This is a genomic window from Micromonospora halophytica, from assembly GCF_900090245.1.
Taxonomy (GTDB): Bacteria; Actinomycetota; Actinomycetes; order Mycobacteriales; family Micromonosporaceae; genus Micromonospora; species Micromonospora halophytica.
On sequence record NZ_FMDN01000036.1, the window covers coordinates 1 to 26,485 of the forward strand.

9 protein-coding genes are annotated in these 26,485 nt (G+C 75.4%); 5 read left to right on the top strand and 4 right to left on the bottom strand.

What is annotated here, in order from left to right; all coding sequences use genetic code 11:
- A partial coding sequence (locus tag GA0070560_RS26960; protein WP_245675744.1) for a non-ribosomal peptide synthetase occupies positions 1 to 1,726 on the bottom strand: 1,726 nt, incomplete at its 3' end.
- A gap of 589 nt (positions 1,727 to 2,315) precedes the next feature.
- Here GA0070560_RS26960 and GA0070560_RS26965 point away from each other — a divergent pair.
- Positions 2,316 to 3,506: an ATP-grasp domain-containing protein gene (locus GA0070560_RS26965; protein ID WP_091302817.1), complete on the top strand. Its 1,191-nt coding sequence runs from the start codon at positions 2,316 to 2,318 to the stop codon at positions 3,504 to 3,506.
- 39 nt (positions 3,507 to 3,545) lie between these two features.
- Here GA0070560_RS26965 and GA0070560_RS26970 read toward each other — a convergent pair whose 3' ends face one another.
- Both GA0070560_RS26970 and GA0070560_RS26975 read right to left on the bottom strand, forming a co-directional pair.
- Positions 3,546 to 4,532 carry a 3-dehydroquinate synthase family protein gene (locus tag GA0070560_RS26970; RefSeq protein WP_091302831.1) on the bottom strand — a complete coding sequence of 329 codons (987 nt, stop codon included), beginning with the start codon at positions 4,530 to 4,532 and terminating at the stop codon, positions 3,546 to 3,548.
- Between the two features lie 103 nt (positions 4,533 to 4,635).
- On the bottom strand, positions 4,636 to 5,478 hold the full coding sequence (locus GA0070560_RS26975; protein WP_245675745.1) for a hypothetical protein: 843 nt from the start codon (positions 5,476 to 5,478) through the stop codon (positions 4,636 to 4,638).
- Between the two features lie 222 nt (positions 5,479 to 5,700).
- Between GA0070560_RS26975 and GA0070560_RS26980 the strand changes: the two genes are divergently transcribed.
- From GA0070560_RS26980 to GA0070560_RS26990, 3 genes are read left to right on the top strand one after another with little or no spacing between them, the layout of a single operon-like run.
- Positions 5,701 to 20,694, top strand: coding sequence for a type I polyketide synthase (locus tag GA0070560_RS26980; RefSeq protein ID WP_091302821.1), 14,994 nt, complete (start codon positions 5,701 to 5,703; stop codon positions 20,692 to 20,694).
- A gap of 35 nt (positions 20,695 to 20,729) precedes the next feature.
- Entirely contained in the window at positions 20,730 to 22,316 is a 1,587-nt protein-coding gene (gene mhpA, locus GA0070560_RS26985) for a bifunctional 3-(3-hydroxy-phenyl)propionate/3-hydroxycinnamic acid hydroxylase MhpA (RefSeq protein ID WP_091302823.1), read from the top strand.
- A 23-nt stretch (positions 22,317 to 22,339) separates the two neighbouring features.
- Positions 22,340 to 23,227: an SAM-dependent methyltransferase gene (locus tag GA0070560_RS26990; protein WP_091302825.1), complete on the top strand. Its 888-nt coding sequence runs from the start codon at positions 22,340 to 22,342 to the stop codon at positions 23,225 to 23,227.
- A gap of 67 nt (positions 23,228 to 23,294) precedes the next feature.
- Here the strand turns inward: GA0070560_RS26990 and GA0070560_RS26995 are convergent, their stop codons facing one another.
- Positions 23,295 to 24,053, bottom strand: coding sequence for a thioesterase II family protein (locus GA0070560_RS26995; RefSeq protein ID WP_281185284.1), 759 nt, complete (start codon positions 24,051 to 24,053; stop codon positions 23,295 to 23,297).
- A 276-nt stretch (positions 24,054 to 24,329) separates the two neighbouring features.
- On the opposite strand from GA0070560_RS26995, the gene GA0070560_RS27000 reads away from it, so the two are divergent.
- Positions 24,330 to 26,485: type I polyketide synthase (locus GA0070560_RS27000; RefSeq protein WP_425412722.1), on the top strand; the 2,156-nt coding region annotated here is incomplete at its 3' end.

The window sequence follows — 26,485 nt, forward strand, 5'->3', positions numbered from 1 at the left end:
CGGTGGCGGATTGTAGGGAGGTGCCGCCGAGGTCGAAGAAGTTGTCGTGGATGCCGACGTGGTCGAGTCCGAGGACGGTGGCGTAGATGCCGGTGATGAGTCGTTCCTGGTCGGTGCGGGCTTCGACGAATTCGACGTCGAGGTCGGGGCGTTGGGTGGTGGGTTCGGGTAGTGCGCGGCGGTCGATTTTGCCGGTGTCGCCGGTGGGGAACCGGTCGAGGACCATGATGACGGCGGGCACCATGTAGGCGGGTAGTTGTGCGGCGGTGTGTTCGCGTAGCGTCGTGACTGCGGGGGTCCGGTTGTCGCGGCCGGTGACGTAGCCGACGAGTCGGGCGACGCCTCGGTCTTCGCGGCGGACGACCACTGCGCCGTCGACGTCGGGGTGTTGTGTCAGGACGGCTTCGATTTCGCCGAGTTCGATGCGGATGCCGTTGACTTTGACCTGGTGGTCCATGCGGCCGAGGATTTCCAGGGCGCCGGCGGGGTTCCAGCGGCCGAGGTCGCCGGTGCGGTAGGCGGGGCCGCCGCCGTGTGGGTCGGTGACGAAGCGTTCGGTGGTCAGTTCGGGGCGGTGCAGGTAGCCGTCGGCGACGCCGAATCCGGTGATCAGGATTTCGCCGGGGACGCCGGCGGGGACGAGGTTCAGTTCGGCGTCGACGATGCGGATCTGCCGGTTGGGCATGGGCCAGCCGATCGGCACGTACGCGCCGTCCCAGCCCGACGACGCGTCGAACCAGGTACACGCCACCGCCGCCTCCGCCGGCCCGTACGCGTTCAACACCCGGGTGCCCGCCGTCAACCACCGCTGGGCCAGCTGCGGCGGCAGCGCCTCGCCACCGAAGATGATGCAGCGCAGACCGGGACAGGCCGCCGGGTCGAGCGGGGCGATGTTGGTGGCCGGCCCGAAGGTGTGCGTCACGTCGTGCCGGTTGACGAGGTCGGTGAGCCGACGCGTGTCGAGCAGGTCGTCGCGGGAGCAGACCACCACGCAGCCGCCACCGGTGAGCGTGGCGAAGATTTCCCCGAACGCGGCGTCGAAGACCGGCGCCGCCGAATGCAGCATCCGGCTGTCGGGACCGATGCCGCACTCGTCGGTCATCCAGGTGAGGAAGTTGGTGAGTCTGTCGTGCGACAGCACGACGCCCTTGGGGGTGCCGGTCGAGCCGGAGGTGTAGATGACGAACGCCGGGGCGGTGGCGGGCACGGTCGGCAGTGTGGCCGGTTGGCAGGCTTGGATGGTGGGCCAGTCGTCGTCGAGTGCGATGACGTGGATGCCGTCGGGTTGGGGGATGCGGGGGGCGGTGTCGCTGGTGGTGAGGACGATGCGTGCGCCGTGGTCGTTCAGGAGCATGCGCATGCGGGGGGCGGGCCAGGAGGTGTCCATCGGGGTGTAGGCGGCGCCGGCGCGGAGGACGGCGAGGGCGGCGATGAGGGTCCAGAGGCTGCGGTCCAAGGCCAGGGAGACCACGTCGCCGTCGCCGATGCCCTGTGCGCGTAGGTGGCCGGCGAGTGCGCCGGAGCGGCGCTCCAGTTCGGCGTAGGTCAGCACCTGGTCACCGGCGACACCGGCGATGGCCTCGGGGGTGCGGTGTGCCCAGTGCAGGACCAGTTCGTGGATCGGCTCGGCCGGCACTTCCCGTACCGGTCCCCGGCCCCAGGCGAGCAGCTGCGCGCGCTCCGCGTCTCCCAGCGGCCCACCGGTGGCGTCGACCGTACCCGCCACGGCATGTGCACCATCGAACCCGACAGACATGAGCCAACCTCCGACCGAGATGGGGTGACCGGGAGACGCGTGGCCGCGGCGGCCGGTCGGCCCCTGTGCCGTACGGCGGACGACACTCGGGGCGCGCACCCACATCCGTCCCCGATCCGTTGCGGTGATGGGGGAACGACGACCTGGCGGCCCCCGACGCTACGGATCCCGACGCGGTCGCGTACACCCCTAGCTGCCACCCCTAGCCGAGCGGTGCCAGAACGGCTGCGGGTACTCGGCTGTCCGGCCCATCCCACGCTCGATTCGAGACTGACTATGCTTTGTCGATCACGAGCCAGGCGGTGGCCCGCAGCTACCACCGTCTGCTGGTGCGCACCTCGCCGGAGCGGTGCTGACCACAAGTCAGCCGCTACCTGGCCGGTCCAGCCCGGAACCGTCCGGCGGATGCGCGCGGCACGCCCGACTCTCGCGGCCGAGCGGCCTCACCAGAACCGGGACACCTCGTATCCGCCCACGTTCCTCGCTGTTCGTGGTCGTCGTGCCCCGGACTTCGTGCCATCCCCGAGGCCCCTTGCGGGCCGGCATGTCAGGAGATCCCATGGACGGGCCCATCCAGGTACAGATTTTCGCCCCCGACGGCGTGCTCCTCGCCCGGCCACCGAGCCCGGTGGCGACCGCCGGTAGCCGCTACCTGGCCGCGGCGGGCGTCGGCCTCAACAACGGGCTGGACATGGTCACCGGTCTGCACCTGACCCTGCCGCACCAGGCGGCGACCATCTGCAGCACCGGAGCCAGCGCGGACAAGTCGCTGCGCCTGATCAGCCGGTGCGGCCTCAAGGTGCCCAGTGACCTGCGCGAGTTCCGGTCCGGCACGCAGGCGGTCCAGCTCGCCCGGGAGGCCGCCGACCGGGGCGAGCTGCTGGAGCTCCAGTTCCCCCCACAGGATCCGCAGTTGCGGGCGGCGCCGGCCCGCAACTCACCGGAACTGCTGACCCGCCTCAACAACAAGACCGTCCTGGAAACCCTGATCGCACCGGAGTACCTGCCCCGGCGCCAGATCGCCACCCCCGCCGAGGTGCGGCGGATCGTGCAACAGGACCGCCGGCCGGCGGTCGTCAAGCCGGCCGGCACCGAGGTGTACAGCGGGATCGCGATCTTCACCAGACGGTTGCAGGATCGGCTGAACCGGTCACTGTTCCAGCAGATGGAGCAGGTGAGCGATCAGTGGATCGTCGAGGAGGAGGTCCCCTTCCGGACGGTCTGGGGCATCCAGTTCGCCATCACGGCCAGCGGGTCGGTGGAGTACCTCGGGGCGTCCGTCCACCTACCTCAGCCCACGTCGACGTGGACCGGTTGTGTGATGGACGACGACCAACCGCCGACGGAACTGATCGAAGCGCTGACCGTAGGGGTGCGAAAGGCCAGTGCTCTCGGGTACCGGGGGTACTGCTCGTTCGACGCCGGCATCAGCCGAACCGGCGAGCTGCGCGTCATCGACCCGAACTTCCGGGTCAGTGGCGCCACCACGTCGGTGCTGCACCGCAGTTCGCTGCTGGGTCAGCACCCGTGCGCCATGACCACGTTCTTCTCCCTCGCGCCCGGTGTCGACGCCGAGCCGATCCTCGCCCCCTTCATCGATCGCGGGCAGCTCGTCGTGTTCATGCACTACGACCCGGCGATGACGGACAACGGCCTGTTCCCGGCGACCATCCTCGGCATGGTCGGCGCCTCGGGACGGGACAGCTGCGGCGTGCTGATCGCGCAGATCCAGCGAGCGCTGGGCAGTTGACAGGTACCCCCGGGCCGCGCCAGCGGCCCGGGGGTGCGGTCACATCCCGGCGAGGGCGGCGCGGACGGCTGCCTCGGGGACGTCGGCGACCAATTCCGGACCGGTCGGGCCGTCGAGGACGAAGGAGAGCCCGGCCACGGCCTTCTTGTCCCGGCGCATCAGCGCGACCAGTTCGTCGTGGTCGACGTCGGCGGGCAGGGCGGAGTCGAGGCCGTAGCCGGCCACCACGTCGTGGTGTTCGGCCACCCGCCCGGCCGGGACGCGGTCGAGGACGCCGGCCAGCCGGCCCGCGAAGACCGTGCCCACGCCGACCGCCTCGCCGTGGCGCAGCCGGAAATCGGTGGCCCGCTCCAGCGCGTGGCCGAGGGTGTGGCCGTAGTTGAGGATGTGCCGCAGCCCGGAGTCGCGCTCGTCGGCGGCCACCACCCGCGCCTTGAGCGCCACGCAGGCGGCGATCTGCTCGGCCACCGAACGTCCGCGCAGCTCGCCAGCACCGATGAAGTGCGCCCGGGCGATCTCCCCGTACCCGTTGCGCCACTCCCGCTCCGGCAGCGTGCCGAGGTGCTCGGTGTCGCAGAGCACCGCCCGGGGCTGCCAGTACACCCCCACCAGGTTCTTGCCCTCCGGCAGGTTGACCGCGGTCTTGCCGCCCACACTGGCGTCGACCTGGGCGAGCAGCGAGGTCGGCAGGTGGATCACCGCGATGCCCCGGTGGTAGAGGCCCGCGGCCAGACCGACCACGTCGGTGGTGGTGCCGCCACCGCAGGAGACCACCGCGTCGGAGCGGGTCAGCCCGAACTCGGCGAACGCCCGGCAGAGCTGCTCCACGGTCGACAGGTTCTTGTCGTGCTCGCCGTCGCGGGCCGGCACCACCCGGTGCGGCACGCCCGGGTCCGGCGTCCATTCCGCCGGCCGGGCCGACACCACCACGACCCGCCGCGCGCCGACCCGCGCGACCTCCGCCGGCAGCCGGTGGCGTACGCCGGGGCCGATCAGCACCGGGTACGCGCGCTCGCCGAGCGCCACGTCGACCCGGACGGGCTCGACGTCCGGACCGGCAGCGGCCGGCGTGGGGCGTCCCGGTCCGACTCCGGCGGGCGCGACCCGGGCCGGGTCGCTGACAGCACGCTCAGGCGCGGGCGGGTGCATGGGGCTGCGGCCTCCTCGGTGCGGGGGGACTCGGCGTCGGGACGGCCGGCTGGTCCCGGACCATCGACAGCCGCAGCGCCAGGGCGGCCAGCGAGTCGACGTTCGGGCCGATGCCCCACCGTTCGTGGGTGAGCTGGGCGTGGTGCGCCAGCAGGAAACCGCGCGGCGGTGACGGGGCCTCGTGGTCCCGGTCGATCACGTCGGCCACCCGGTCGAGGTAGCGCCGCCACGCGGAGGCGACCGCGTCGGTCAGCGGTAGATCGCCGGCCGCCAGCACGATCTTCTCCGCCCCGGTGTCCGCCTGCGCGGCCAGTTCCCGCCGCTGCGCCCCGGTGAGCCGCCGGCTGCGGTCCTGCCAGTGCAGGAAGAGGAACGCCAGCCGGTCGGCCGCCGGCATCAGCCCGCACAGGTGTCGCAGGTGCGTCACGGCCAGCGCCAGCTCGGCGCCGGCCAGCCAGGGCGCGTCGCCGCCGAGCAGCGCCAGGGCCAGGTCGCTGGCCGCCGACGCGAGCGGGCCGCCCCGGGCGGCGTCGCGCACGGCGTACGGGTCGGCGGCGAAGGCGACCTGCGGGTCGTACGCCCGCAGTCGCTGCCGTACCGCGTCGAGCGCGGGCGGCACGGCGTGGAAGCCGAGGCTGAGCCGCGGCCCGGTGAGGGAGTCGACCCGGTCGTAGAACCACTGCGCCTCCGGGTCGGCGCGGCGGGCGGTGGCGACCAGTTCGGCGAGCACGGTTCCGACCAGCGAGGCCACCCCGGCGTCCGGGCACCCGCCGGCCGGTACGGCCAGGCGAGCGAACAACCACGAGCGTTCCAACGACGGCACCTCGACTGACGGCGGGCGGAGCATGGGCACGGCGGTCTGCGGGGGTGGCCCCATCATCGACCCGCAGCAGGTCGTGCCGGTCAGCCGGCGGCCGGAACTGGGGACGGGTTAGGGGGTGACAGGGGTAGGTCGGCGGCAGGGCGCTGGGAAGGATTGCACCGTTACGGCGAGCGAGGTCTACGCCGCGGATGAGGAGTCTCGCCGACGGACGGATGTGGTGACATGCTTCGGAGCGACCTGGTCCAGCCGTTGCCCGGTCTGCTGAGGGCCCACGCCGAAAGGTTCGGGGACAAGGTCGCGTTCCGCGACGACCGCCGTGCGGTCGGGTACGCCGACCTGGAGGCACGGACCCGACGCCTGGCCGGGCACCTCGCCTCGGCCGGGGTGGGCCGCGGCGAGCGGGTGGCCTTCTGCCTGGGCAACCGGGTGGAGACGGTGGAGACGTGGCTGGCCGTCACCCGGGCCGCCGCGGTCGGCGTGCCGCTGAACCCGCGCAGCACCGACGCGGAGCTGGCTCACCTGCTGGACGACTCCGGCGCGGTCCTGGTGGTCACCGACCCGGAGCACCTCGACCAGGTGCTGCGGCTACGCGCGGACCGGCCCGGACTGCGGGTCTGGGTGACCGGGGACGACCCGGCGCCGGCCGGTGTCGCCGCCTGGCGTGACCTCGTCGACGCCGAGCCGGGCACCGACGCGCGCGACGACCTGGGCCTCGACGAGGTCGCCTGGATGCTCTACACCTCCGGCACCACGGGCCGGCCCAAGGGCGTGCTCTCCACCCAGCGCACCTGCCTGTGGTCCGTCGCCGCCTGCTACGTCCCGATCCCCGGCCTCACCCCGGACGACCGGGTGGTCTGGCCGCTGCCGCTGTTCCACAGCCTGTCCCACATCGGCTGCGTGCTCAGCGTGACCGCCGTCGGCGCCACCGCCCGGATCGTCGACGGTTTCTCCGCCGCCGACGTGCTGCGCGCCGTGGAGTCCGACGCCGCGACCGTGCTGGCCGGGGTGCCGGCCATGTACCACCACCTGGTCACCGCCGCCCGCGACACCGGCTTCCGCGCCCCGGCCCTGCGGGTGTGCCTGGTCGGCGGGGCGATCACCACGGGCGCGCTGCGTACGGCGTTCCAGGAGGTCTTCGCCGCGCCGCTGCTCGACGCGTACGGCAGCACCGAGACCTGCGGGTCGATCGCGATCAGCCGGCCGGACCGGCCCCCGGTCGAGGGCTCCTGCGGGCTGCCCGTGCCGGGCGTGCAGGTGCGACTGGTCAGCCCGCAGACCGGCCTGGACGTGCCGGCGGGCGCCGAGGGCGAGGTGTGGGTACGCGGGCCGAGCGTGATGCTCGGCTACCACGGCCTGCCGGAGGTGACCGCCGCCGCATTGCGCGACGGCTGGTACCGCACGGGCGACCTGGCCCGCCGTGACGCCGACGGGAACCTCTTCGTCACCGGCCGGCACCAGGAGCTGATCATCCGGGGCGGGGAGAAGATCCACCCGTCCGAGGTGGAGGAGGCGCTGCGCGCGGTGCCCGGCGTCGCCGACGTGGCGGTGACCGGCCGGCCGCACGAGGTGCTCGGCGAGGTGCCGGTGGCGTTCGTCGTCGCCGGGCCGGAGGGCTTCGACCCCCGCGCCGGGTACGCCGCCTGCCGGGTACGGCTCTCCTACTACAAGGTCCCCGACGAGCTGTACGAGATCGGGCAGGTGCCCCGTACCGCCTCCGGCAAGGTGACCCGCCGGCTGCTGCTGGCGCAACCGGCCCGGCTGCGCGGGGTCAACGGTGGCCACCACGAGTCGTTGAGCCGGATCTCCTGGCGACCGCTGGACCTGACCGCCGTACCGGTGGAGGCGGGGCGTCGCTGGGCGGTCGTCGGCGCCGACGCCACGGCGCTGGTCGCGCTGCTGCGCGCGGCGGCGGCCGACGACGACCGGTTCCACGTCCACCCGGATCTCGCCGCACTGCGCCGGCAGTCCGACGTGCCGGACGTTACGGTGCTGCTCAGCGACGGCGACGCGCCGGATCTCGCCGACCGGTTGCGCGACTGGCTCGCCGACGACCGGTACGCCGGCACCCGGGTGGTGCTGCTGACCACCGGCGCGGTGGACGCGTCCACGACGGACCGGGCCGACGACCCCGACCTCGTCCCGGCCGGCGTCGTCGCCTGGGCGGTGGGCCGCAGCCTCCAGGCGGCGTACCCGGACCGGATCGTGCTGGTCGACCGGGACGCCGACGACCGCTCGTCCGCCCTGCTGCCGGCCGCCGTCGACGCCGCCGCGCAGGTCGCCCTGCGTGCGGGCACCGCCCGGCACCCGGTTCTCGGGCCGGCCCCCGCCGACCTTCCGGCGCGACCGGCGACGGTCGTCGACCCGGCCGCCCTCACGGTGGTCACCGGGGTCGACGCACCGACCGGGGCGGCGTTGGCCCGGCACCTGACCGCCGCGCACGGCGCCCGCCGGCTGCGGCTGCTGCACACCGGCCCGACCGCCGCCGGCTCAGCCGCCCAGGGACGGGACGCGGGTGGCCCGAGCGGCCTGGTCGGTGAGCTCACCGCCGCCGGCGCCGAGGCCGTCGCGCTGGTCGCGTTGCCCGACGTTGACGGGCTCGGGCAGGCCGTGCCCGACGAGCAGGTCGGCGCGGTCTTCCTCTGCCCGTCCGACGCCGACCTCGACGACGACGCGGCCGTCGCCCGGCTGCTCGCCCTCGCCGCCGCGTTGGACGCCCGGACCCGGCACGCCGCCGCCACGGCGTTCACCGTCGCCGTCCCGGCGGCCCCGCTGCTGGGTGCGGCCGCCCGGGAACGGGCGGCCGCGGCCGTCGGCGCGCTGCACGCCCTGGTGGCCCGCCGTCGCGCGGCGGGTCTGCCCGCCCGACTGGTCGGCACGACCGAGCCGACCGCCGACAGCGGTGCGGGGCAGGAGAGTACGGCCCCCCGGGCCGACCTCGCCGCGTTCGACGTCGCCCACGACGGCGGCGACCTCGTGCTGCTCGCCGTCCCGGCCGACCGGGCCGTCGCGGCCCACCCCGCCTGGCGCGCGCCCACCCGCCCGACCGTCGACGGCGTCGACACCGAGCGGGACGCCGCCGAACTGCGCCGCCGGCTGGCCCGGCTGACCACCGCCGACGGCGACCGGCTCGTGCTCGATCTGGTCCGTGCCGCCACCGCCGAGGTCGCCGGCCTGCCCGGCGCGGCGTCGGTCCGCCCCGGCCGGGCCTTCAAGGAACTCGGCTTCACCAGCGTCGGCGCGGTCGCGTTGCGCGACCGGCTCGCCCGGGCCACCGGGGCGCGGCTCTCCGCCACGGCCGCCTTCGACCACCCGAGCCCCGACGCGCTCGCCCGCCACCTCGCCGCCCGGCTGCGCGGCGCCACCCCGGACGTCCCGGTCGCCCCGGGCGGGCCGGCCACGGGCTCCGACGCGGACGACCCGGTGGTCGTCGTCGCCATGGCCTGCCGGCTGCCCGGCGGCGTCGGCTCCCCGGAGGAACTGTGGAACCTGGTCGAGCAGGGCGGCGAAGGGCTCACCGCCTTCCCCGCCGACCGGGGCTGGGACCTGACCCGGCTGTTCTCCGACGACCCCGACCAGCCCGGCACGTCGTACGTGCGCGTCGGCGGGTTCCTGCCCGACGCGGGCGACTTCGACGCCACCCTGTTCGCGATCAGCCCCCGCGAGGCCCTCGCCATGGACCCGCAGCAGCGGTTGCTGCTGGAGACCTCCTGGGAGCTGTTCGAGCGGGCCGGCATCGACCCCACCTCGCTGCGCGGCAGCGCCACCGGCGTCTTCACCGGCGTCATGCACCACGACTACGCCGCCAACCTGCGCCAGGCGCCGCCCGGCACGGAGGGCTACCTCGGTGTCGGCACCGCCGGCAGCGTCGTCTCCGGCCGGGTCGCGTACGCGCTGGGCCTGGAAGGGCCGGCGGTCACCGTGGACACCGCCTGCTCGTCGTCGCTGGTCGCGCTGCACCTGGCCGCGCAGGCGCTGCGTGCCGGGGACTGCGTCCGGGCGGTGGCCGGCGGCATCGCGGTGATGGGCACCCCGCAGGCGTTCGTCGAGTTCAGCCGGCAGCGCGGGCTGGCCCCCGACGGCCGGTGCAAGGCGTTCGCCGACGCCGCCGACGGCACCGGCTGGTCCGAGGGCGTCGCCGTACTGCTGCTGGAACGGCTCTCCACCGCCCGTCGCGACGGCCATCCCGTCCTCGCCGTGCTGCGCGGAAGCGCGGTCAACTCCGACGGTGCGTCCAACGGACTCACCGCGCCCAACGGCCCCGCCCAGGAACGGGTCATCCGGCGGGCGCTGGCCGCCGCCGGCCTCACCTCGGCCGACGTGGACGCCGTCGAGGCGCACGGCACCGGCACCCGGCTGGGCGATCCGATCGAGGCGCAGGCGCTGCTCGCCACGTATGGCGTCGGGCGCGGGGACGCCGCGCCGCTGGCGTTGGGCTCGCTGAAGTCCAACCTCGGCCACACCCAGGCCGCCGCCGGGGCGGCCGGGGTGATCAAGATGATCCTCGCCATGCGGCACGGGACGCTGCCCCGCACCCTGCACGTGGACGCCCCGACGTCCGAGGTGGACTGGTCCGCCGGCGCGGTGGAGCTGCTCACCGAGGCCCGCCCGTGGCCCCGGGTGGACCGGCCGAGGCGGGCCGGTGTCTCGTCGTTCGGCATCAGCGGCACCAACGCCCACGTCATCGTCGAGGCGCCCCCGGCCGACCCGGAGCCCGCCGGCACCCTGCCGCACCCCACCGGCGACGCCGCGCCGCACCCGGCGCCCGACGGCACCGCCACGCACCCGGCGACCCGCACCGCCACCGACGCGCACCGGCTGCCCGTGCCGTGGCCGCTCTCCGGCGCCACCGGGGAGGCGCTGCGCGACCAGGCGGCCCGCCTGCTCACCTGGCTCGACGGCCCCGGCGCGGACGCCGACCCGGTCGACGTGGGGCACGCCCTAGCCACCACCCGCGCCGCCCTGGAGCACCGGGCCGTGGTGCTGGCCGGCGACCCGGCCACCGCCCGGGCCGGGCTGACCGCGCTGGCCCGGGGCGACGCCGACCCGGACAGCGCCGCCGTGCTCACCGGCCGGGTCGCCGACGGCCGGCTCGGCCTGCTCTTCGGCGGGCAGGGCGGCCAGCGTCCCGGCATGGGGCGGCGGCTGCGCGCCGCGTACCCGGTCTTCGCCGACGCGTACGACGCCGCCTGCGCCGAACTGGACCGCTGCCTCGCCGGCCACGCCCCGCACCCGCTCGCGGACGTCGTCGCCGCCGACGAGGGCGACGACCGGGCCGCCCTGCTCGACCAGACCCTCTACACCCAGCCGGCGCTGTTCGCCTTCGAGGTGGCCCTGTACCGGCTGCTGGAGTCCTGGGGCGTACGCCCCGACGTGCTGCTCGGCCACTCCGTCGGCGAGCTGGCCGCCGCACATGTGGCCGGGGTGTTCTCCCTCGCCGACGCGGCGGCGCTGGTCGCCGCCCGGGCCCGGCTGATGCAGCAGCTGCCCACCGGCGGCGCGATGGTCGCCGTCGAGGCCGACGAGGCCGAGGTCACCGGACACCTGACCGACCGGGTGGGCCTCGCCGCCGTCAACGGCCCGACCAGCGTGGTCCTCTCCGGCGACGTCGACGCCGTGCTGGCCGTCGCGGCGACCCTGCGCGCCGCCGGCCGGCGGACCAGCCGGCTGCGGGTGTCGCACGCGTTCCACTCCCCGCGTATGGAGCCGATGCTCGACGCGTTCCGGGAGGTGGCCGCCGGCCTCACGTACCGCACCCCGCGGCTGCCCGTGGTGTCCGACCTGACCGGCCGGCCCGTCGAGGCGGCCCGGCTCTGCTCGCCCGACTACTGGGTGGCGCACGTGCGCGGCACCGTCCGCTTCCTCGACGGGATGCGCGCCCTGCGCGAGCAGGGGGCCACCACCTTCCTGGAGATCGGTCCCGGCGGGGTGCTCACCGCGATGGCCCAGGACTGCCTCGCCGCCGACTCCGACGAGCTGGCCTTCGTCCCCGCCGTGCGGACCGTCGACGGCGAAGCCGGGGAACTGCTCGCCGCCGTCGCCCGGCTGCACGTGCGCGGCGTCACCGTGCACCCCGCCGCGCTCACCGGACCCGGCCCCCGCCGCCGGGTCGACCTGCCCACGTACGCCTTCCAACGGCGGCACTACTGGCTGCCGTACTCGGCGGTGGCCGGTGGCCCGGCCGACGTCGGGCTGGCCGACGCCGGGCACCCGCTGCTCGGCGCGGTGCTGCCGGTCGCCGGCACCGGGCAGGTCGTCTGCACCGGCCGGCTCGCCGCGACCACCCACCCGTGGCTGGTCGCACCCGACGGCGGGCCGGCGCAGCTGCCGGCCACCGCCCTGCTGGACATGCTCACCCACGTCGGTGGACTCCTCGACGCACCGACCGTGCAGCGGCTGCGGGTACCCGCCCCGGTGCCGCTGCCGGCCGAACTGGCCGTCGACGTGCAGATCGCCGTCGACGCCCCCGACGAGCACCTGCGCCGGGTGGCGCGCTGCCACGTCCGGGCCGCCGAGGGCCAGCCGTGGCGGGAGGTCGCCGAGGCCGTGCTCGCCCCGGCCGACCCGGCCGCCGGCCCGGCCACCACCGTCCCGGCATGGCCGCCCACCGGGGCCCGACCGGTGGACCTGGGCACCCCGCAGCGGCACGCCCTCGCCGGCGAGGCGGCCCGGGCCGCGTGGGTCGCGGGGGACCGGCTCTTCGTCGACGTACGCCTGCCGGAGGACGCCCGGGACGCCGACGCCGAGCGGTACGGGGTGCACCCGCTGGTGCTCGACGCGGCCCTGCGCCTGCTTCCGCTCGCCGACTTCGCCACCGCCACCACCGACGACGACGTCCGGCCGGTGCCCACCGACTGGTCCGGGGTTCGTACCCACGCCACCGGCGCGCACGCGCTGCGGGTCTGCCTCGCCCCCGCCGGGGCGGACGCGGTGACGCTCAGCGCCGTCGACGACGCCGGGGCGCCGGTGCTCGACGTCGACCGGGTGGTGCTGCGCAGCGTGGCACCGCCACCCGCCGACAACCCGACGTCACCGATGGACGCCACCCCTGCCGGCCTGTACGCCGTCGACTGGCTGCCCGTCACAGCCCCGGCCACGCCGGTGCCCGCCTGGACCCTCGCCGACGGCGTGCCCCCGGACGGGCCGCTGCCGCCGGTGCTGGTGCTGCGGGTCGGTGACGGTGACCCCGCCCGCCCGGTGCCCGACCGCGCGCACACCGTCGGCCTCGACATGCTCGGTGTGCTCCAACGCTGGCTGGACGACTCCCGCGCGGAGGGCACCCGGCTCGCCGTCGCCGTCCGGGCCGACGACCCCGTGCACGCCCCGGTCGCCGGGTTGGTCCGGGTCGCCCAGGCCGAGCACCCCGGCCGGTTCCTGCTGCTCGTCCTCGACGCCGGCGACGACGCCGCCGTCCGGGCCGCCCTGGCCGCCGGAGCGGACGAGCCCGAGGTGGCCGTCCGCGACGGCCGGGCCCTGCTGCCCCGGCTGCGCCCGGTCGAGCACTCCACCGCCGGGCCGCTGCCACCGGCGTCGACCGGCGGCACGCCCGCGCCGGGTGTCGCCGGCCCGCTGCCGGCGCTGGCCGGCGGCACCGTGCTGGTCACCGGTGGCACCGGCGGGATCGGCCGGCACGTCGCCACCCACCTCGCCACCGTCCACGGCGTGACCGAGCTGGTGCTGCTCAGCCGCACCGGCCGGTGGGCCGACTGGATGGACGCACTGGCCGACGCCGGGGTGAGCGTGCGTCCGGTCGCCGCCGACGTCGCGGACCGGGCGGCCCTCGCCGAGGTCGTCGCCCCGCTCGCCGACCGGCTGGTCGCCGTGGTGCACGCCGCCGGGGCCACCGACGACGCGCTGCTCACCGGCCTCGACGAGACCCGCTGGGAGCGGGCCCTGCGGTCCAAGGTGCACGGCGCGTGGCACCTGCACGAGTTGACCGCCGGCCTGGACCTGGCAGCATTCGTGCTGTTCTCCTCGGCGTCGGCCACCTTCGGCAGCCCCGGGCAGGGCAACTACGCGGCCGGCAACGCGTTCCTCGACGCCCTCGCCGGGCACCGCCGCGCCCAGGGTCTGCCGGCGACCGCGCTGGCCTGGGGCCTGTGGGCGGCCGAGGACGGGATGGCCGGCCGGCTCGGCCCCGCCGACCTGGCCCGCCTCGCCAGGGGCGGCACCCGCCCCCTCGCCACCGCCGCCGGCCTGGCCCTGCTCGACGCCGCGCTACACGCCGACCGGCCGGCGCTGGTGCCGATCGGGCTGGACCTGGCCGCCGTCCGGGCCTCCGGTGAGGTGCCCGCGCTGCTGCGTGCGCTGCTGCCCCCACCGCCGCGCCGGGCCGTCAACACCGACCCCGCGCCCGCCTCCGCCACCGGCTTCGCCGACCGGCTGACCGGCCTCGGGGAGCCCGAGCGGGCCGCCCTGCTGCTCGACCTGGTCCGCGCCCGGTGCGCCACCGTCGTCGGGCACGTCGGCCCCGAGCAGGTCGAGCCGCGCCGCCCGTTCAAGGAACTGGGCTTCGACTCGCTGATGGCGGTGGAGCTCAGCAACCGGCTCTCCGCCGTGACCGGCGTCCGGCTCGCCCCGCACGCCGTGTTCAACCACCCCACCCCGGAGCTGCTCGCCGCGCACCTGCACGCCCGGCTGCTCGGCACCACCGCCACCGAGGTCGCCGACGCCGGCACCGTCGCCCTCGACGAGCCGGTCGCGGTCGTCGCCATGGCCTGCCGCTTCCCCGGCGGCATCGGCTCTCCCGACGAGCTGTGGCGGCTGCTCGACGCCGGCGGGGACGTCATCGGCGACCTGCCCACCGACCGGGGCTGGCCCGACCTGTACGACCCGGTCCCCGGCACGCCGGGGCGGACGTACGTGCGCGCGGGCGGGTTCCTCACCGGCATCGCCGACTTCGACGCCGCGTTCTTCGGCATCAGCCCCCGCGAGGCGCTGGCCATGGATCCGCAGCACCGGCTGCTGCTGGAGACCTCCTGGGAGGCCCTCGAACGCGCCGGCATCGACCCGGGCACCCTGCGCGGCAGCCGCACCGGAGTGTTCGCCGGCACCCACGGCCAGGACTACGCCGACCAGATCGCCCCGGGCGTCGCCGCCGACGACGGCGAGACCACCGCCGACGAGGGTCACCTGCTCACCGGCACCGCCGGCAGTGTCCTGTCCGGTCGGGTCGCGTACGCGCTCGGGCTGGAAGGGCCGGCGGTCACCGTGGACACCGCCTGCTCGGCGTCCCTGGTGGCGCTGCACCTGGCCGTGCAGGCGCTGCGCCAGGGCGACTGCGACCTCGCCCTGGCCGGAGGCGTGTCGGTGCTGTCCAGCCCCGCCGGGCTGACCGGGTTCAGCCGCCAGCGCGGTCTCGCCGCCGACGGCCGGTGCAAGGCGTTCGCCGAGGACGCCGACGGGTTCGGCATGTCCGAGGGCGTCGGGGTGCTGGTGGTGGAACGCCTCTCCGACGCCCGCCGCCGAGGGCATCCCGTCCTCGCCCTGGTGCGCGGCACGGCCGTCAACCAGGACGGCGCGTCGAACGGGCTGACCGCCCCCAACGGGCCGTCCCAGGAGCGGGTCATCCGGGCCGCGCTGGCCGCCGCCGGGCTCGGCCCCGCCGACGTGGACGCCGTCGAGGCGCACGGCACCGGCACCCCGCTCGGCGACCCCATCGAGGCCGAGGCGATCCTCGCCACGTACGGCCGGCGGCCCGCCGACGCGCCGCCGCTGCTGCTCGGCTCCGTCAAGTCCAACCTCGGGCACACCCAGGCCGCGGCCGGTGTCGCCGGGGTGCTGAAGATGGTCCTCGCCATGCGGCACGGCCGGCTGCCCCGCACCCTGCACGCCGAGCAGCGCACCTCCCGCGTCGACTGGGACGCCGGCTCCGTGGAGCTGCTCACCGAGGCCCGACCGTGGCCGCGCGCCGACCGGCCGGCCCGCGCCGGGGTGTCCTCGTTCGGCATCTCCGGCACCAACGCGCACGTCGTCGTCGAGGCGGTACCCGAACCGGCCGGCCCGGGGACCGCCGCGCCGGCCGGGCCGGCGAGCGCCGCGACGCGGGCCACCGGGGCGCAGGACGCGGTGGCGCTGCCGTGGCTGCTGTCCGCGCGTACCCCCGAGGCGCTGGCCGGGCAGGCCCGCCGGCTGCGCGCCCACCTCGCCGAGCGGCCCGAGCAGCAGCCGCTCGACGTGGCCTGGTCGCTGGCCACCACCCGGGCCGCGTTCGACTCCCGGGCCGTGCTCGTCGGCGCCGACCCCGACCGGATCGCCGCCGCCCTCGACGCGCTCGCCGACGGCCGTCCCGCCCCCGAGCTGGTACGCGGCGACGCCGGGCCCACCGGCCGGTGCGTGTTCGTCTTCCCCGGACAGGGCTCCCAGTGGGCGGGCATGGGGCTGGACCTGCTCGACCAGGCCCCCGTCTTCGCCGAGCGGATGGCCGCCTGCGACGCCGCGCTGCGGCCGTACCTGAACTGGTCCCTGCGCGACGTGCTGCGCCAGGCACCCGGGGCGCCCGGCCTCGACCAGGTCGACGTGGTGCAGCCCGCCCTGTTCGCGGTGATGGTGTCGCTGGCCGAGCTGTGGCGCTCGTACGGCGTCCAGCCCGCCGCCGTGGTCGGTCACTCGCAGGGCGAGATCGCCGCCGCCTGCGTCGCCGGGGTGCTCTCCCTGCCCGACGCCGCCCGAGTGGTGGCGTTGCGCAGCCGGGCGATCCGGGCGCTGGCCGGGCACGGGGCGATGGCCTCGGTGGCGCTGCCCGCCGACACGGTCCGCGAGCGGATCGCCCGCTACGGCGACCGGATCGCGGTGGCCGCCGTCAACGGTCCGGCCGCCGTGGTCGTCTCCGGCGAGGAGGCCGCCGTCGTCGAACTCCTCGACGAACTGGCCGCCGAGGGGGCCCGGGTACGCCGGATCGCCGTCGACTACGCCTCCCACTCCGCCCAGGTGGAGCGCATCCGCGACGAGCTGGCCGAGGCTCTCGCGCCGATCACCCCCGGCCCGGCGGCGGTGCCGCTGTTCTCCACCACCGACCTGCGCTGGCTCGACGGCGAGGAGATGGGCCCCGACTACTGGTACCGCAACCTGCGCCAGCCGGTCGAGCTGGAGCGGGCGGTCCGCGCGCTGGCCGGCCAGGGCCACGACACGTACGTCGAGTGCAGCCCGCACCCGGTGCTCACCGTCGGCATCGAGGAGACCCTGGCCGAGCAGGACGCCGCCGCCGTGGTGGTCGGCTCGCTGCACCGCGACCAGGGCGACCGGGGCCGGTTCCTGCTCTCGGCCGCCCAGCTGCACGTGCGCGGCGTACCGGTGGACTGGCGGCCGGCGCTGGCCGGCGGCCGGCGGGTCGACCTGCCCACGTACGCCTTCGCCCACCGCCGCTACTGGCCCCGGCCGGTCACCGGTCCCGGCGACGTCGGCGCGGCCGGCCTGGACGCCTCCGGCCATCCGCTGCTCGGCGCGTCCGTGACGCTGGCCGAGACGCGGGGGCACCTGTTCACCGGCCGGCTGGCCGCCACCGCCCCGGCGTGGCTGGCCGACCACCGGGTCTCCTCGACCGTGCTGGTGCCCGGCACCGGGCTGGTCGAGCTGTGCCTGCGTGCCGGTGACGAGGTCGGCTGTCCCGTCCTCGACGAGCTGGTCATCGAGGCGCCCCTCGCGTTGCCGGCCGACACGGCGACCCAGGTGCAGGTGGCGCTCGGCCCCGCCGCCGACGACGGCCGCCGGCCGGTCACCGTGCACTCCCGGCCCGCCGACGCCCCGTCCGGCACCCCGTGGACCCGGCACGCCAGCGGGACACTCAGCGCCGACCAGCCCGCCCCGCCGCCCGGGTCGGGCCCCTGGCCGCCGCGTGACGCCCGCCCGGCGGACCTGACCGACTTCTACCCCGGCCTCGCCGCCGACGGCTACGCGTACGGCCCGGCGTTCCAAGGGCTTCGCGCGGTGTGGACCACCGCCGACGAGGTGTACGCCGAGGTGGAGTTGCCGGCCGCGCAGCGCGCCGACGCCGACCGGTACGGCCTGCACCCGGCCCTGCTCGACGCCGCCCTGCACGCCGCGCACTTCGGTGGCCTCGGCGACGCCGGACCGGACCGGCTGCTGCTGCCGTTCGCCTGGAACGGCGTCACCCTGCACGCCGCCGGGGCCACCGCGCTGCGGGTCCGGCTCACCCGGGTGGCGCCGCACGCCATCGCGCTGACCGTCGCCGACGCCACCGGTGCGCCGGTGGCCGAGGTCGCGTCGCTGGCGATGCGCCCGATCTCCCGCGCCGAACTGGGCGCCCGGGACGCCGCCGTCGACGACGCCCTGTTCCGCCTCGACTGGCAGCCGCTGGCCGTGCCGGAGCCGGTCGCGGCAGCCCGGGTCGTCGCGCTCGGCCGGGCCGTCGGCGCGTTCCCGCACCACGCCGACCTGGCCGCGCTCGCCCGTGCGGTCGACGCCGGCGCACCCCCGCCCGACGCCGTCCTCGCCCCGCTGTTCCGGTCCGCCGCCGTGCCGGACGCCGACGCCGGTGGCGCCGACGACGGCCACGCGCCCACCGTCACCGACGGCGGCGCACCCGCCGGGGTGGACGGCGACACCGCCCCGGCGGGCGGGGACCGGGCGCGGGCCGTCGCCGCCGAAGCCCTCGCCCTGGTGCAGGGCTGGCTGGCCGACCCCCGCTGGGCGGCCACCCCGCTGGTCCTGCTCACCCGGGGCGCGGTGGGCGTGCACAGCCCTGCCGAGGTCGACGACCCGGACGCCGCCACCGCCTGGGGACTGGTCCGCTCCGCCCAGTCCGAGCACCCCGACCGGTTCGTCCTGCTCGACGCCGACGCGCCACCGGACGCCGACCAGCTCGCCGCCGTGCTCGCCACCGGCGAACCTCAGGTGGCGTTGCGCGGTGGCGCCCCGCACGCCCCCCGGCTGGCCCGCCGAGCCGAGTCGGCGACGCTCACCCCGCCGGCCACCGCGACCGCCTGGCGGCTCGACGCCCCGGCGCGTGGCAGCCTCGACACCCTCGTCCTGGCCGCCACCGACGCCGCCGACGTGCCGCTCGGCCCGCTGGAGGTGCGGGTCCGGGTCCGCGCCGCCGGCCTGAACTTCCGGGACGTGCTCAACGCGCTCGGTCTCTACCCGGGCGACCCCGGGCCGCCCGGCGGCGAGGCGGCCGGCGTGGTCACCGAGGTCGGCGCCGAGGTCACCGACCTGCGTCCCGGCGACCGGGTGCTCGGCGTCTTCGTCGGCTGCTTCGGCCCGGTCGCGGTCACCGACCGCCGGCTGCTGGTCCCGATGCCCGACGGCTGGACGTACGCGCAGGCCGCGTCCGTGCCGGTGGTCTTCCTCACCGCGTACTACGGACTGGTCGACCTGGCCGGGCTGCGCCCCGGCGAGGCGGTGCTGGTGCACGCCGCCGCCGGTGGCGTCGGCATGGCCGCCGTCCAGCTCGCCCGTCACCTCGGCGCCGAGGTGTACGCGACCGCCAGCCCGGGCAAGTGGCCCGTGCTGCGGGCGATGGGCGTCCCCGACAGCCACCTCGCCTCGTCGCGCACCCTCGACTTCGAGGCGCACTTCCGGGCCGTGACCGGCGGGCGTGGCGTCGACGTGGTGCTCGACTCCCTCGCCCGGGAGTTCGTCGACGCGTCGCTGCGGCTGCTGCCCAGGGGCGGCCGGTTCGTCGAGATGGGCAAGACCGACCTGCGCGACCCCGACCGGGTCGCCGCCGACCACCCCGGTGTCGCCTACCAGGCGTACGACCTGACCACCGTGGGCCCCGCCGAGATCCAGCGGATGCTGGTCGAGCTGATGGACCTGTTCGCGGCCGGGACGCTCACCCCGCTGCCGGTGCGCGCCTGGGACGTCCGGCAGGCCCCCGACGCGTTCCGCTACGTCCAACAGGCCCGGCACGTCGGCAAGGTGGTGCTCACCATGCCGACGCGGTGGGCGCCGGACGGCACCGTCCTGGTCACCGGCGGCACCGGCCTGCTCGGCGGGCTGGTCGCCCGTCGCCTGGTCACCGGTCACGGGGTCCGCCACCTGTTGCTCGCCAGCCGCGGCGGCCCCGACGCCCCCGGCGCGGCCGAGCTGACCGCCGAGCTGACCGCCCTCGGCGCCACGGTCACCGTGGCCGCCGCCGACGTGGCCGACCGCGACGCGGTGGCCCGGCTCGTCGACGCCGTGCCGGCCGCGCATCCGCTCACCGCCGTGGTGCACCTCGCCGGGGTGCTCGACGACGGGGTGGTCACCGCGCTCACCCCGCAGCGCATCGACACCGTCTTCCGGCCCAAGGTGGACGCCGCCCGGCACCTCGACGAGGCGACCCGCCACTTCGACCTCGCCGGCTTCGTGCTCTTCTCCTCCGGCGCCGGCGTGTTCGGGGTCCCCGGCCAGGGCAACTACGCCGCCGCCAACGCGTACCTGGACGCCCTCGCCCGGCAACGGCGCGGCGCCGGCCTGCCCGCCCAGTCGTACGCCTGGGGCCTGTGGGAGCAGGCCAGCGCGATGACCGCCGGGCTGGACCGCACCGACCCCCGGATCACCGCCCGCGACGGCCAGCTCGCCATCCCCTCCGACCTCGGCATGGCGCTGTTCGACGCCGGGCTGGCCGCCCCCGAGGAGCACCTGGTGCCCACCCGGGTCGACGTGTCCGTCCTCGCCGGGCGGGCCACCGTACCGGCGCTGATGCGCGGCCTGGTCCGGCGGGAACGTCCCCGGGCCCGCGCCGAGGCCGCCACCGGCGGCCGGGACCTGGCCGGCCGGCTGCGTGCGCTGACCGGCCCGGAACAGTCCGCCCTGCTGCTGGACCTGGTCCGCGCCGAGGCGGCCACCGTGCTCGGCCACGGCACCCCGGACGCGATCGGCCCGACGCAGGCGTTCAACGAGGTCGGTTTCGACTCGCTGACCGCCGTCGAGCTGCGCAACCGGCTCACCGAGGCCACCGGCCACCGGCTGCCCGCGACGGCGATCTTCGACTATCCGGACCCGACCGCGCTGGCCGACTTCCTGCGCGTCCAGCTCGTGCCCGACGGCGGCCAGGCCGCCCCGGCGATCCTCGCGGAGCTGGAGAGCCTGGAACGGTCGCTCGCCGAGACGGTGGCCGAGCCGGAGTTGCACAGCCAGGTCGCGGCGCGGCTCGAGGTGCTGGTCGCCAAGTGGCGGACCATGCGCGGCGCGTCCGCCACCGACCATGACCTGGACCTGGACCAGGCCAGCGACGACGAGATCTTCAGCCTGATCGACACGGAACTCGGGCTCTGATGGCGGGCCCGACGCGCACGGACGAGGAAACGGCGATGACGGACGTACTGATCGTGGGCTACGGCCCGGTGGGCCAGGTGGCGGCGATCCTGCTGGCCCGGCGCGGCTTCACCGTACGGGTGGTGGAGAAGTGGCTCACCCCGTACAGCATGCCCCGCGCGGTGTCCTACGACGGCGAGGCCAGTCGCATCCTCGCCAGCTGCGACCTTGGCGACGCCCTCGACCCGGTGTGTGAGCTGTCCGGGGAGTACACCTGGAAGAACGGCTTCGGCCGTACCCTGCTGCACGTCAAGGTCGCCGAGGACGGGCCCGCCGGCTGGCCCGACTCGATCTCCTTCTACCAGCCCGGTCTGGAGGCCGCGCTCGCCGAGCGGGGCGCCGCACTGCCCGGCGTCGAGGTGCTGCGCGGCCTGGAGGTCACCGCGCTGGCCGACCGGGGCGACCGGGTCGACGTGACCGCCGTCGACGCCGACGGCGCGGAGCACCCCTTCACCGCCGACTGGGTGATCGGCTGCGACGGGGCGAACAGCTTCGTCCGCCGCTGGCTCGGCACCACCGTCACCGACCTGGGCTTCACCCACGACTGGCTGGTCTGCGACGTCGTGCTGCACGAGCCGCACGAGTTCAAGCCGAACAACCTGCAGATCTGCGACCCGGCCCGCCCCCGCACCGCCGTCTCCGCCGGCCCCGGCCACCGTCGCTGGGAGTTCATGCGGGTGCCGGGGGAGACGCTGGAGGAGTTCCGCACCGAGGCCAGCGTCTGGCGGCTGCTCGGCCTGTTCGACATCACCCCGGACACGGCCCGTCTCGACCGGTACGGCGTCTACACCACCCAGGCCTGCTACGCCGACACCTGGCGTGCCGGCCGGGTGTTCCTCGCCGGGGACGCCGCCCATGTCATGCCACCTTTCCTCGGCCAGGGCATGAGCTCCGGCTTCCGCGACGTGATCAACCTGGCCTGGAAGCTGGATCTGGTGCACCAGGGCGTCGCCGACCCCGCGCTGCTCGACACGTACGAGGTGGAGCGGCGGGCGCACGTACAGCACGCCATCCGGATGTCCATCGACTCCGGCAGGGTGATCTGCGAGACCGACCCGAAGCAGGCGGCCGGACGGGACTCGGTGATGCTGGCCGCGCTGCGCCGCCGTACCCAGCAGAAGCACGCGCGATCGCTGCGCGAGGCCGTCGTCGACGGCGTGCTGCACCGCGGCCCCGACGGCGTGCCGGCCCCACTCGCCGGGGACCCCGCGCCCCAGGGCCGGGTGACCGCCGGTGGGCGGACCGGGCGCTTCGACGACGTGGTCGGCACCGGCTTCGTGCTGCTCACCCTCGAGGACCCGACCCCCGCGCTCGACCCCGACGCCGTGGCGTTCCTCGACGCCCTCGGCACCCGTCGGGTCACCGTCCGCCCCGCCGACGCCGCACCGCCCGCCGATGCGGCCGGGACCGACGTCGTCGACCTCGACGGCGTCCACCTCACCTGGCTGGCCGGCGCGAACGCCGATGCCGCGCTGATCCGGCCCGACTTCTACGTCTTCGGCGTCGCGGCCGGCCCGGACGGCCTGGCCGCCCTGGTGGACGACCTGCGTCAGCAGGTCTCCGCCCGGGCCCTGCACCTCTGACCACCCCCGCTCAAGGAGTAGACATGCTGGAGAACCTCCGCACCCTCGGCCGGGTCATCCGCACCCTGGCCACGAAGGACCCGGTGACCCGGGTCCGACGCTTCTACGAGATCCAGTCACCGGGCGTGGAGTTCGCCGCCCGCACCACCCGCTACATGAACGTCGGCTACTGGGAGGACGGGGTGACCAGCCTCGACGTGGCCGGCGCGGCGCTGGCCACGAAGCTCGCCGACGCCGCCGGCTTCAAGCCCGACGACACCGTGCTCGACGTCGGCTTCGGCTACGGCGACCAGGACTTCGCCTGGCTGCGCGACCGCCGGGTGGCCAAGGTGCACGGCATCAACGTCACCCCCCGGCACGTCGAGCACGCCCAGCAGCGCGCCCGGCAGGAGGGCCTCGCCGAGCAGGCCGAGTTCCAGCTCGGCACCGCCACCGCGCTGCCCTTCGCCGACGGCACCTTCGACCGGGTGGTGGCGCTGGAGTCGGCGTTCCACTTCTACCCGCGCAGCGCCTTCTTCGCCGAGGCGTTCCGGGTGCTCAAGCCGGGCGGCACCATCGCCACCGCCGACATCATCCCGCTCAGCAACGACACCGTCCGGATGTCGATCAGCTCCGGCCCGCTGAGCTTCGTGAAGTTCAGCATCCCCGACGAGAACTGGCACGACCGCACCGTCTACGCCGAGCAGCTCGCCGCCGCCGGGTTCGTCAACCCCGACGTCCAGTCCATCCAGGACCGTACCTGGGAGGGGTGGCGCCGCTTCCAGGCCGCCCGTCCGTCCGACCCGGAGTTCCAGGCCGAGGCCGACCGTAGCGCGGTCAAGGGGATGGCCAACCACTGGCGCGACGAGAAGCTGATCAAGAAGGAGCTGTCGCTGCTCGACTACGTCATCGCCGTCGCCCACAAGCCGTGACACGCGGCGGCCCCCGCCGCCCCGGGTGCGTCCCGGGCGGCGGGGGCCGCGACGTGCGTGCGCCGGGTCAGCCCACCGTCGTACGGGTCAGGGCCGCCGAGATGGTACGCAGGATGGCCGGCTGGTGCTGGGCCAGGAAGAAGTGCCCGCCCGGGAAGACCTGCAGGTCGAACGGGCCGGTGCTGTGCTGCTCCCACGCCTTGGCCTCGTCGATGGTGGTCTTCGGGTCGTCGTCGCCGGTGAACACCGTCACCGGGCAGCTCAGCTTCGGCCCCGGCGTGTACGTGTACGTCTCCGCCGCCCGGTAGTCGTTGCGGATCGCCGGCAGCGCCGCCCGCAGCATCTCCGGGTCGCCGAGCACCGCCTGGTTGGTGCCGCTGAGCTTGCGTACGTCCGCCAGCAGGCCCTCGTCGTCGAGCAGGTGCACCGTCTCGTGCCGTGCGGAGGACGGCGCCCGCCGCCCCGACGGGAACAGGTGCGCGACCGGCGCCCCGCCGTCCGCCTCGATCAGCCGCGCCACCTCGAAGCCCAGGGTCGCGCCCATGCTGTGCCCGAAGATCGCCAGGGGCTGGTCCCGCCACGGCCGCAGCACCCCGAACACCTGCCGGGCCAGCTCGGCGATGCTGTCCACGCACGGCTCCTGGCGGCGGTCCTGCCGTCCCGGGTACTGGACGGCGAGAACCTCCACGGCGGGCGACAGCGCCCGGGAGACGGGGAAGTAGAAGCTCGCGGACCCACCGGCGTGCGGCAGGCACACCAGCCGCGGGGCACCGGCCGGCGCCGGGTGGAACCGGCGGACCCACAGGCCGTTGTCTGAGTCGGTCATTCTCAAGCGGTCCTTCCAGCGGAGGTGCGCAGACACCTGGCACCGGGACGATCACAGGGACGCTAAACCGATCCATCGGGACCGGACACCCCTAGCGGACGGGCGTGCGGGTTAGGGGTTGTCGCAGGTCATCGCGACGCCATAGCTTCCCCGCAGAGGGGACCCGTGGCTCTCGGCTGAATTGTGCTCAAGGAAATCACCGATCTGGCTTGAAGAATTTGCGCATTCGTACCGTCGCCTACGTCAGGTCTCCGCCGGCCACCGCGATGGGTCAGGTTGATGGACACCGAAGAGAAGCTCCGGGAGTATCTGAAGAGGGTCACCACCGACCTGCGGCGGACCCGGCAACGGCTCCGCGACGTCGAGGACGAGGCCCGACAGCCGATCGCCATCGTCGGGATGGCCTGCCGTTTCCCCGGTGGGGTCACCTCGCCCGAGGCGCTGTGGGACCTCGTCGCCGCCTCCGGTGACGCGGTCGGCGGCTTCCCCACCGACCGCGGCTGGGATCTCGCCGATCTGTACGACCCGACCGGGGAACGCGCCGGCACCTCCTGCGTCCGGGAGGGCGGCTTCGTCCATGACGCCGCCGACTTCGATCCCCGGTTCTTCGGCATCTCGCCGCGCGAGGCCCTGGCCATGGATCCGCAGCAGCGGCTGCTGCTGGAAGTCTCCTGGGAGGCGTTCGAGTCGGCGGGGGTGGACCCGACCGGCCTGAAGGGCGGCCGGGTGGGTGTCTTCGCCGGCCTCACCCACGGTGGCTACGCCGCCGGCGCCGCCGACGTGCCCGACGGTGCCGTCGACTACCTCGGCCTCGGCAACGCCGGCAGCATCAGCTCCGGCCGGGTGGCGTACTCGTTCGGTTTCGAGGGGCCGGCGGTGACGGTGGACACGGCGTGCTCGTCGTCACTGGTGGCGCTGCACCTGGCGGTGCAGTCGCTGCGGTCGGGGGAGTCCGACCTCGCGCTGGCCGGCGGCGTCACGGTGATGCCGACTCCGGCCGTCTTCGTCGACTTCACCCGGCAGGGCAACCTGTCGATGTCGGCCCGCTGCAAGGCGTTCGCCGACGCCGCCGACGGCACTGCCCTGGCCGAGGGCGTCGGCATCCTCCTCGTGGAGCGGCTCGCCGACGCCCGGCGGTTGGGTCATCGGGTGTTGGCGGTGGTGCGGGGTTCGGCGGTGAATCAGGACGGCGCGTCCAACGGGCTGACCGCGCCGAATGGTCCGTCGCAGCAGCGGGTGATTCGTCAGGCGTTGGCGTCGGCGCGGTTGTCGTCGGTGGATGTGGATGTGGTGGAGGCGCACGGCACCGGCACCACGCTGGGCGACCCGATCGAGGCGCAGGCGCTGCTGGCCACGTACGGGCAGGGGCGTGAGGGTTGTGCGCCGTTGTTGCTGGGGTCGGTGAAGTCGAACCTCGGTCACACGCAGGCGGCGGCCGGTGTCGCCGGGGTGATCAAGATGGTCCTCGCCATGCGGCACGGCCTCGTTCCCGCGACCCTGCACGTGGATGCGCCGTCGTCGAAGGTGGACTGGTCCTCGGGTGCGGTGGCGTTGCTGACGGAGGCGCGGGACTGGCCGGTGGTGGATCGGCCGCGTCGGGCGGCGGTGTCGTCGTTCGGCATCTCCGGCACCAACGCCCACGTCATCATCGAGCAGGCCGACGCCGCCCAGGCGGAGCCGGCCGCCGGGCACCCGACCGGGCAGACGGCATCGGCCGACGCGCTGCCGGACGCCCCCGGCCGACAGCCGGGGACGGACAACGACCTGCCGGTGGTGCCGTGGCTGGTGTCGGCCCGCTCGGAGCCGGCCCTGGCCGGGCAGGCGCGGCGGTTGGCCGAGTTCACAGGCGGATGTGACGACCTGTCCCCCCTGGACATCGGCTGGTCCCTCGCCACGTCGCGGGCCGCCCTCGAACACCGGGCCGTCCTGCTCTCGGCGGACCGGGACGGTCTGCGCGCCGGCCTTTCCGCCCTGGCCGAGGGCACGACCGCACCCGGCCTCGTCACTGGCGAGGTCACCCCCGGCCGCCGGGCGATGCTGTTCACCGGTCAGGGTGCGCAGCGGCCGGGTATGGGTCGGGAGTTGTATGACCGTTTCCCGGTCTACGCGGATGCCTTCGATCGGGTGTGTGCGCTGTTCGACAGCCGGCTCGACCACCCGTTGCGGCAGGTGGTGTTCGCCGAGCCGGACAGCGACCTGGCGCGTCTGCTGGATCAGACGGTGTTCACTCAGGCCGGGTTGTTTGCGGTGGAGGTGGCGCTGTTCGAGTTGCTCTCCTCCTGGGGGGTGCGGGCCGACTATCTGGTGGGTCATTCGATCGGTGAGGTGACTGCCGCCCATGTGGCGGGGGTGTTGTCCCTGGGGGATGCCTGCACGTTGGTGGCGGCGCGCGGTTCGTTGATGCAGGCGCTGCCCGCTGGTGGCGGGATGCT

Bases quoted from the DNA above. Each gene is read 5' to 3' on its own strand.
- GA0070560_RS26995 (WP_281185284.1), bottom strand. From the start codon at position 24,053: ATGACCGACTCAGACAACGGCCTGTGGGTCCGCCGGTTCCACCCGGCG.
- mhpA (WP_091302823.1), top strand. From the start codon at position 20,730: ATGACGGACGTACTGATCGTGGGCTACGGCCCGGTGGGCCAGGTGGCG.
- GA0070560_RS26965 (WP_091302817.1), top strand. From the start codon at position 2,316: ATGGACGGGCCCATCCAGGTACAGATTTTCGCCCCCGACGGCGTGCTC.
- GA0070560_RS26980 (WP_091302821.1), top strand. From the start codon at position 5,701: ATGCTTCGGAGCGACCTGGTCCAGCCGTTGCCCGGTCTGCTGAGGGCC.
- GA0070560_RS26990 (WP_091302825.1), top strand. From the start codon at position 22,340: ATGCTGGAGAACCTCCGCACCCTCGGCCGGGTCATCCGCACCCTGGCC.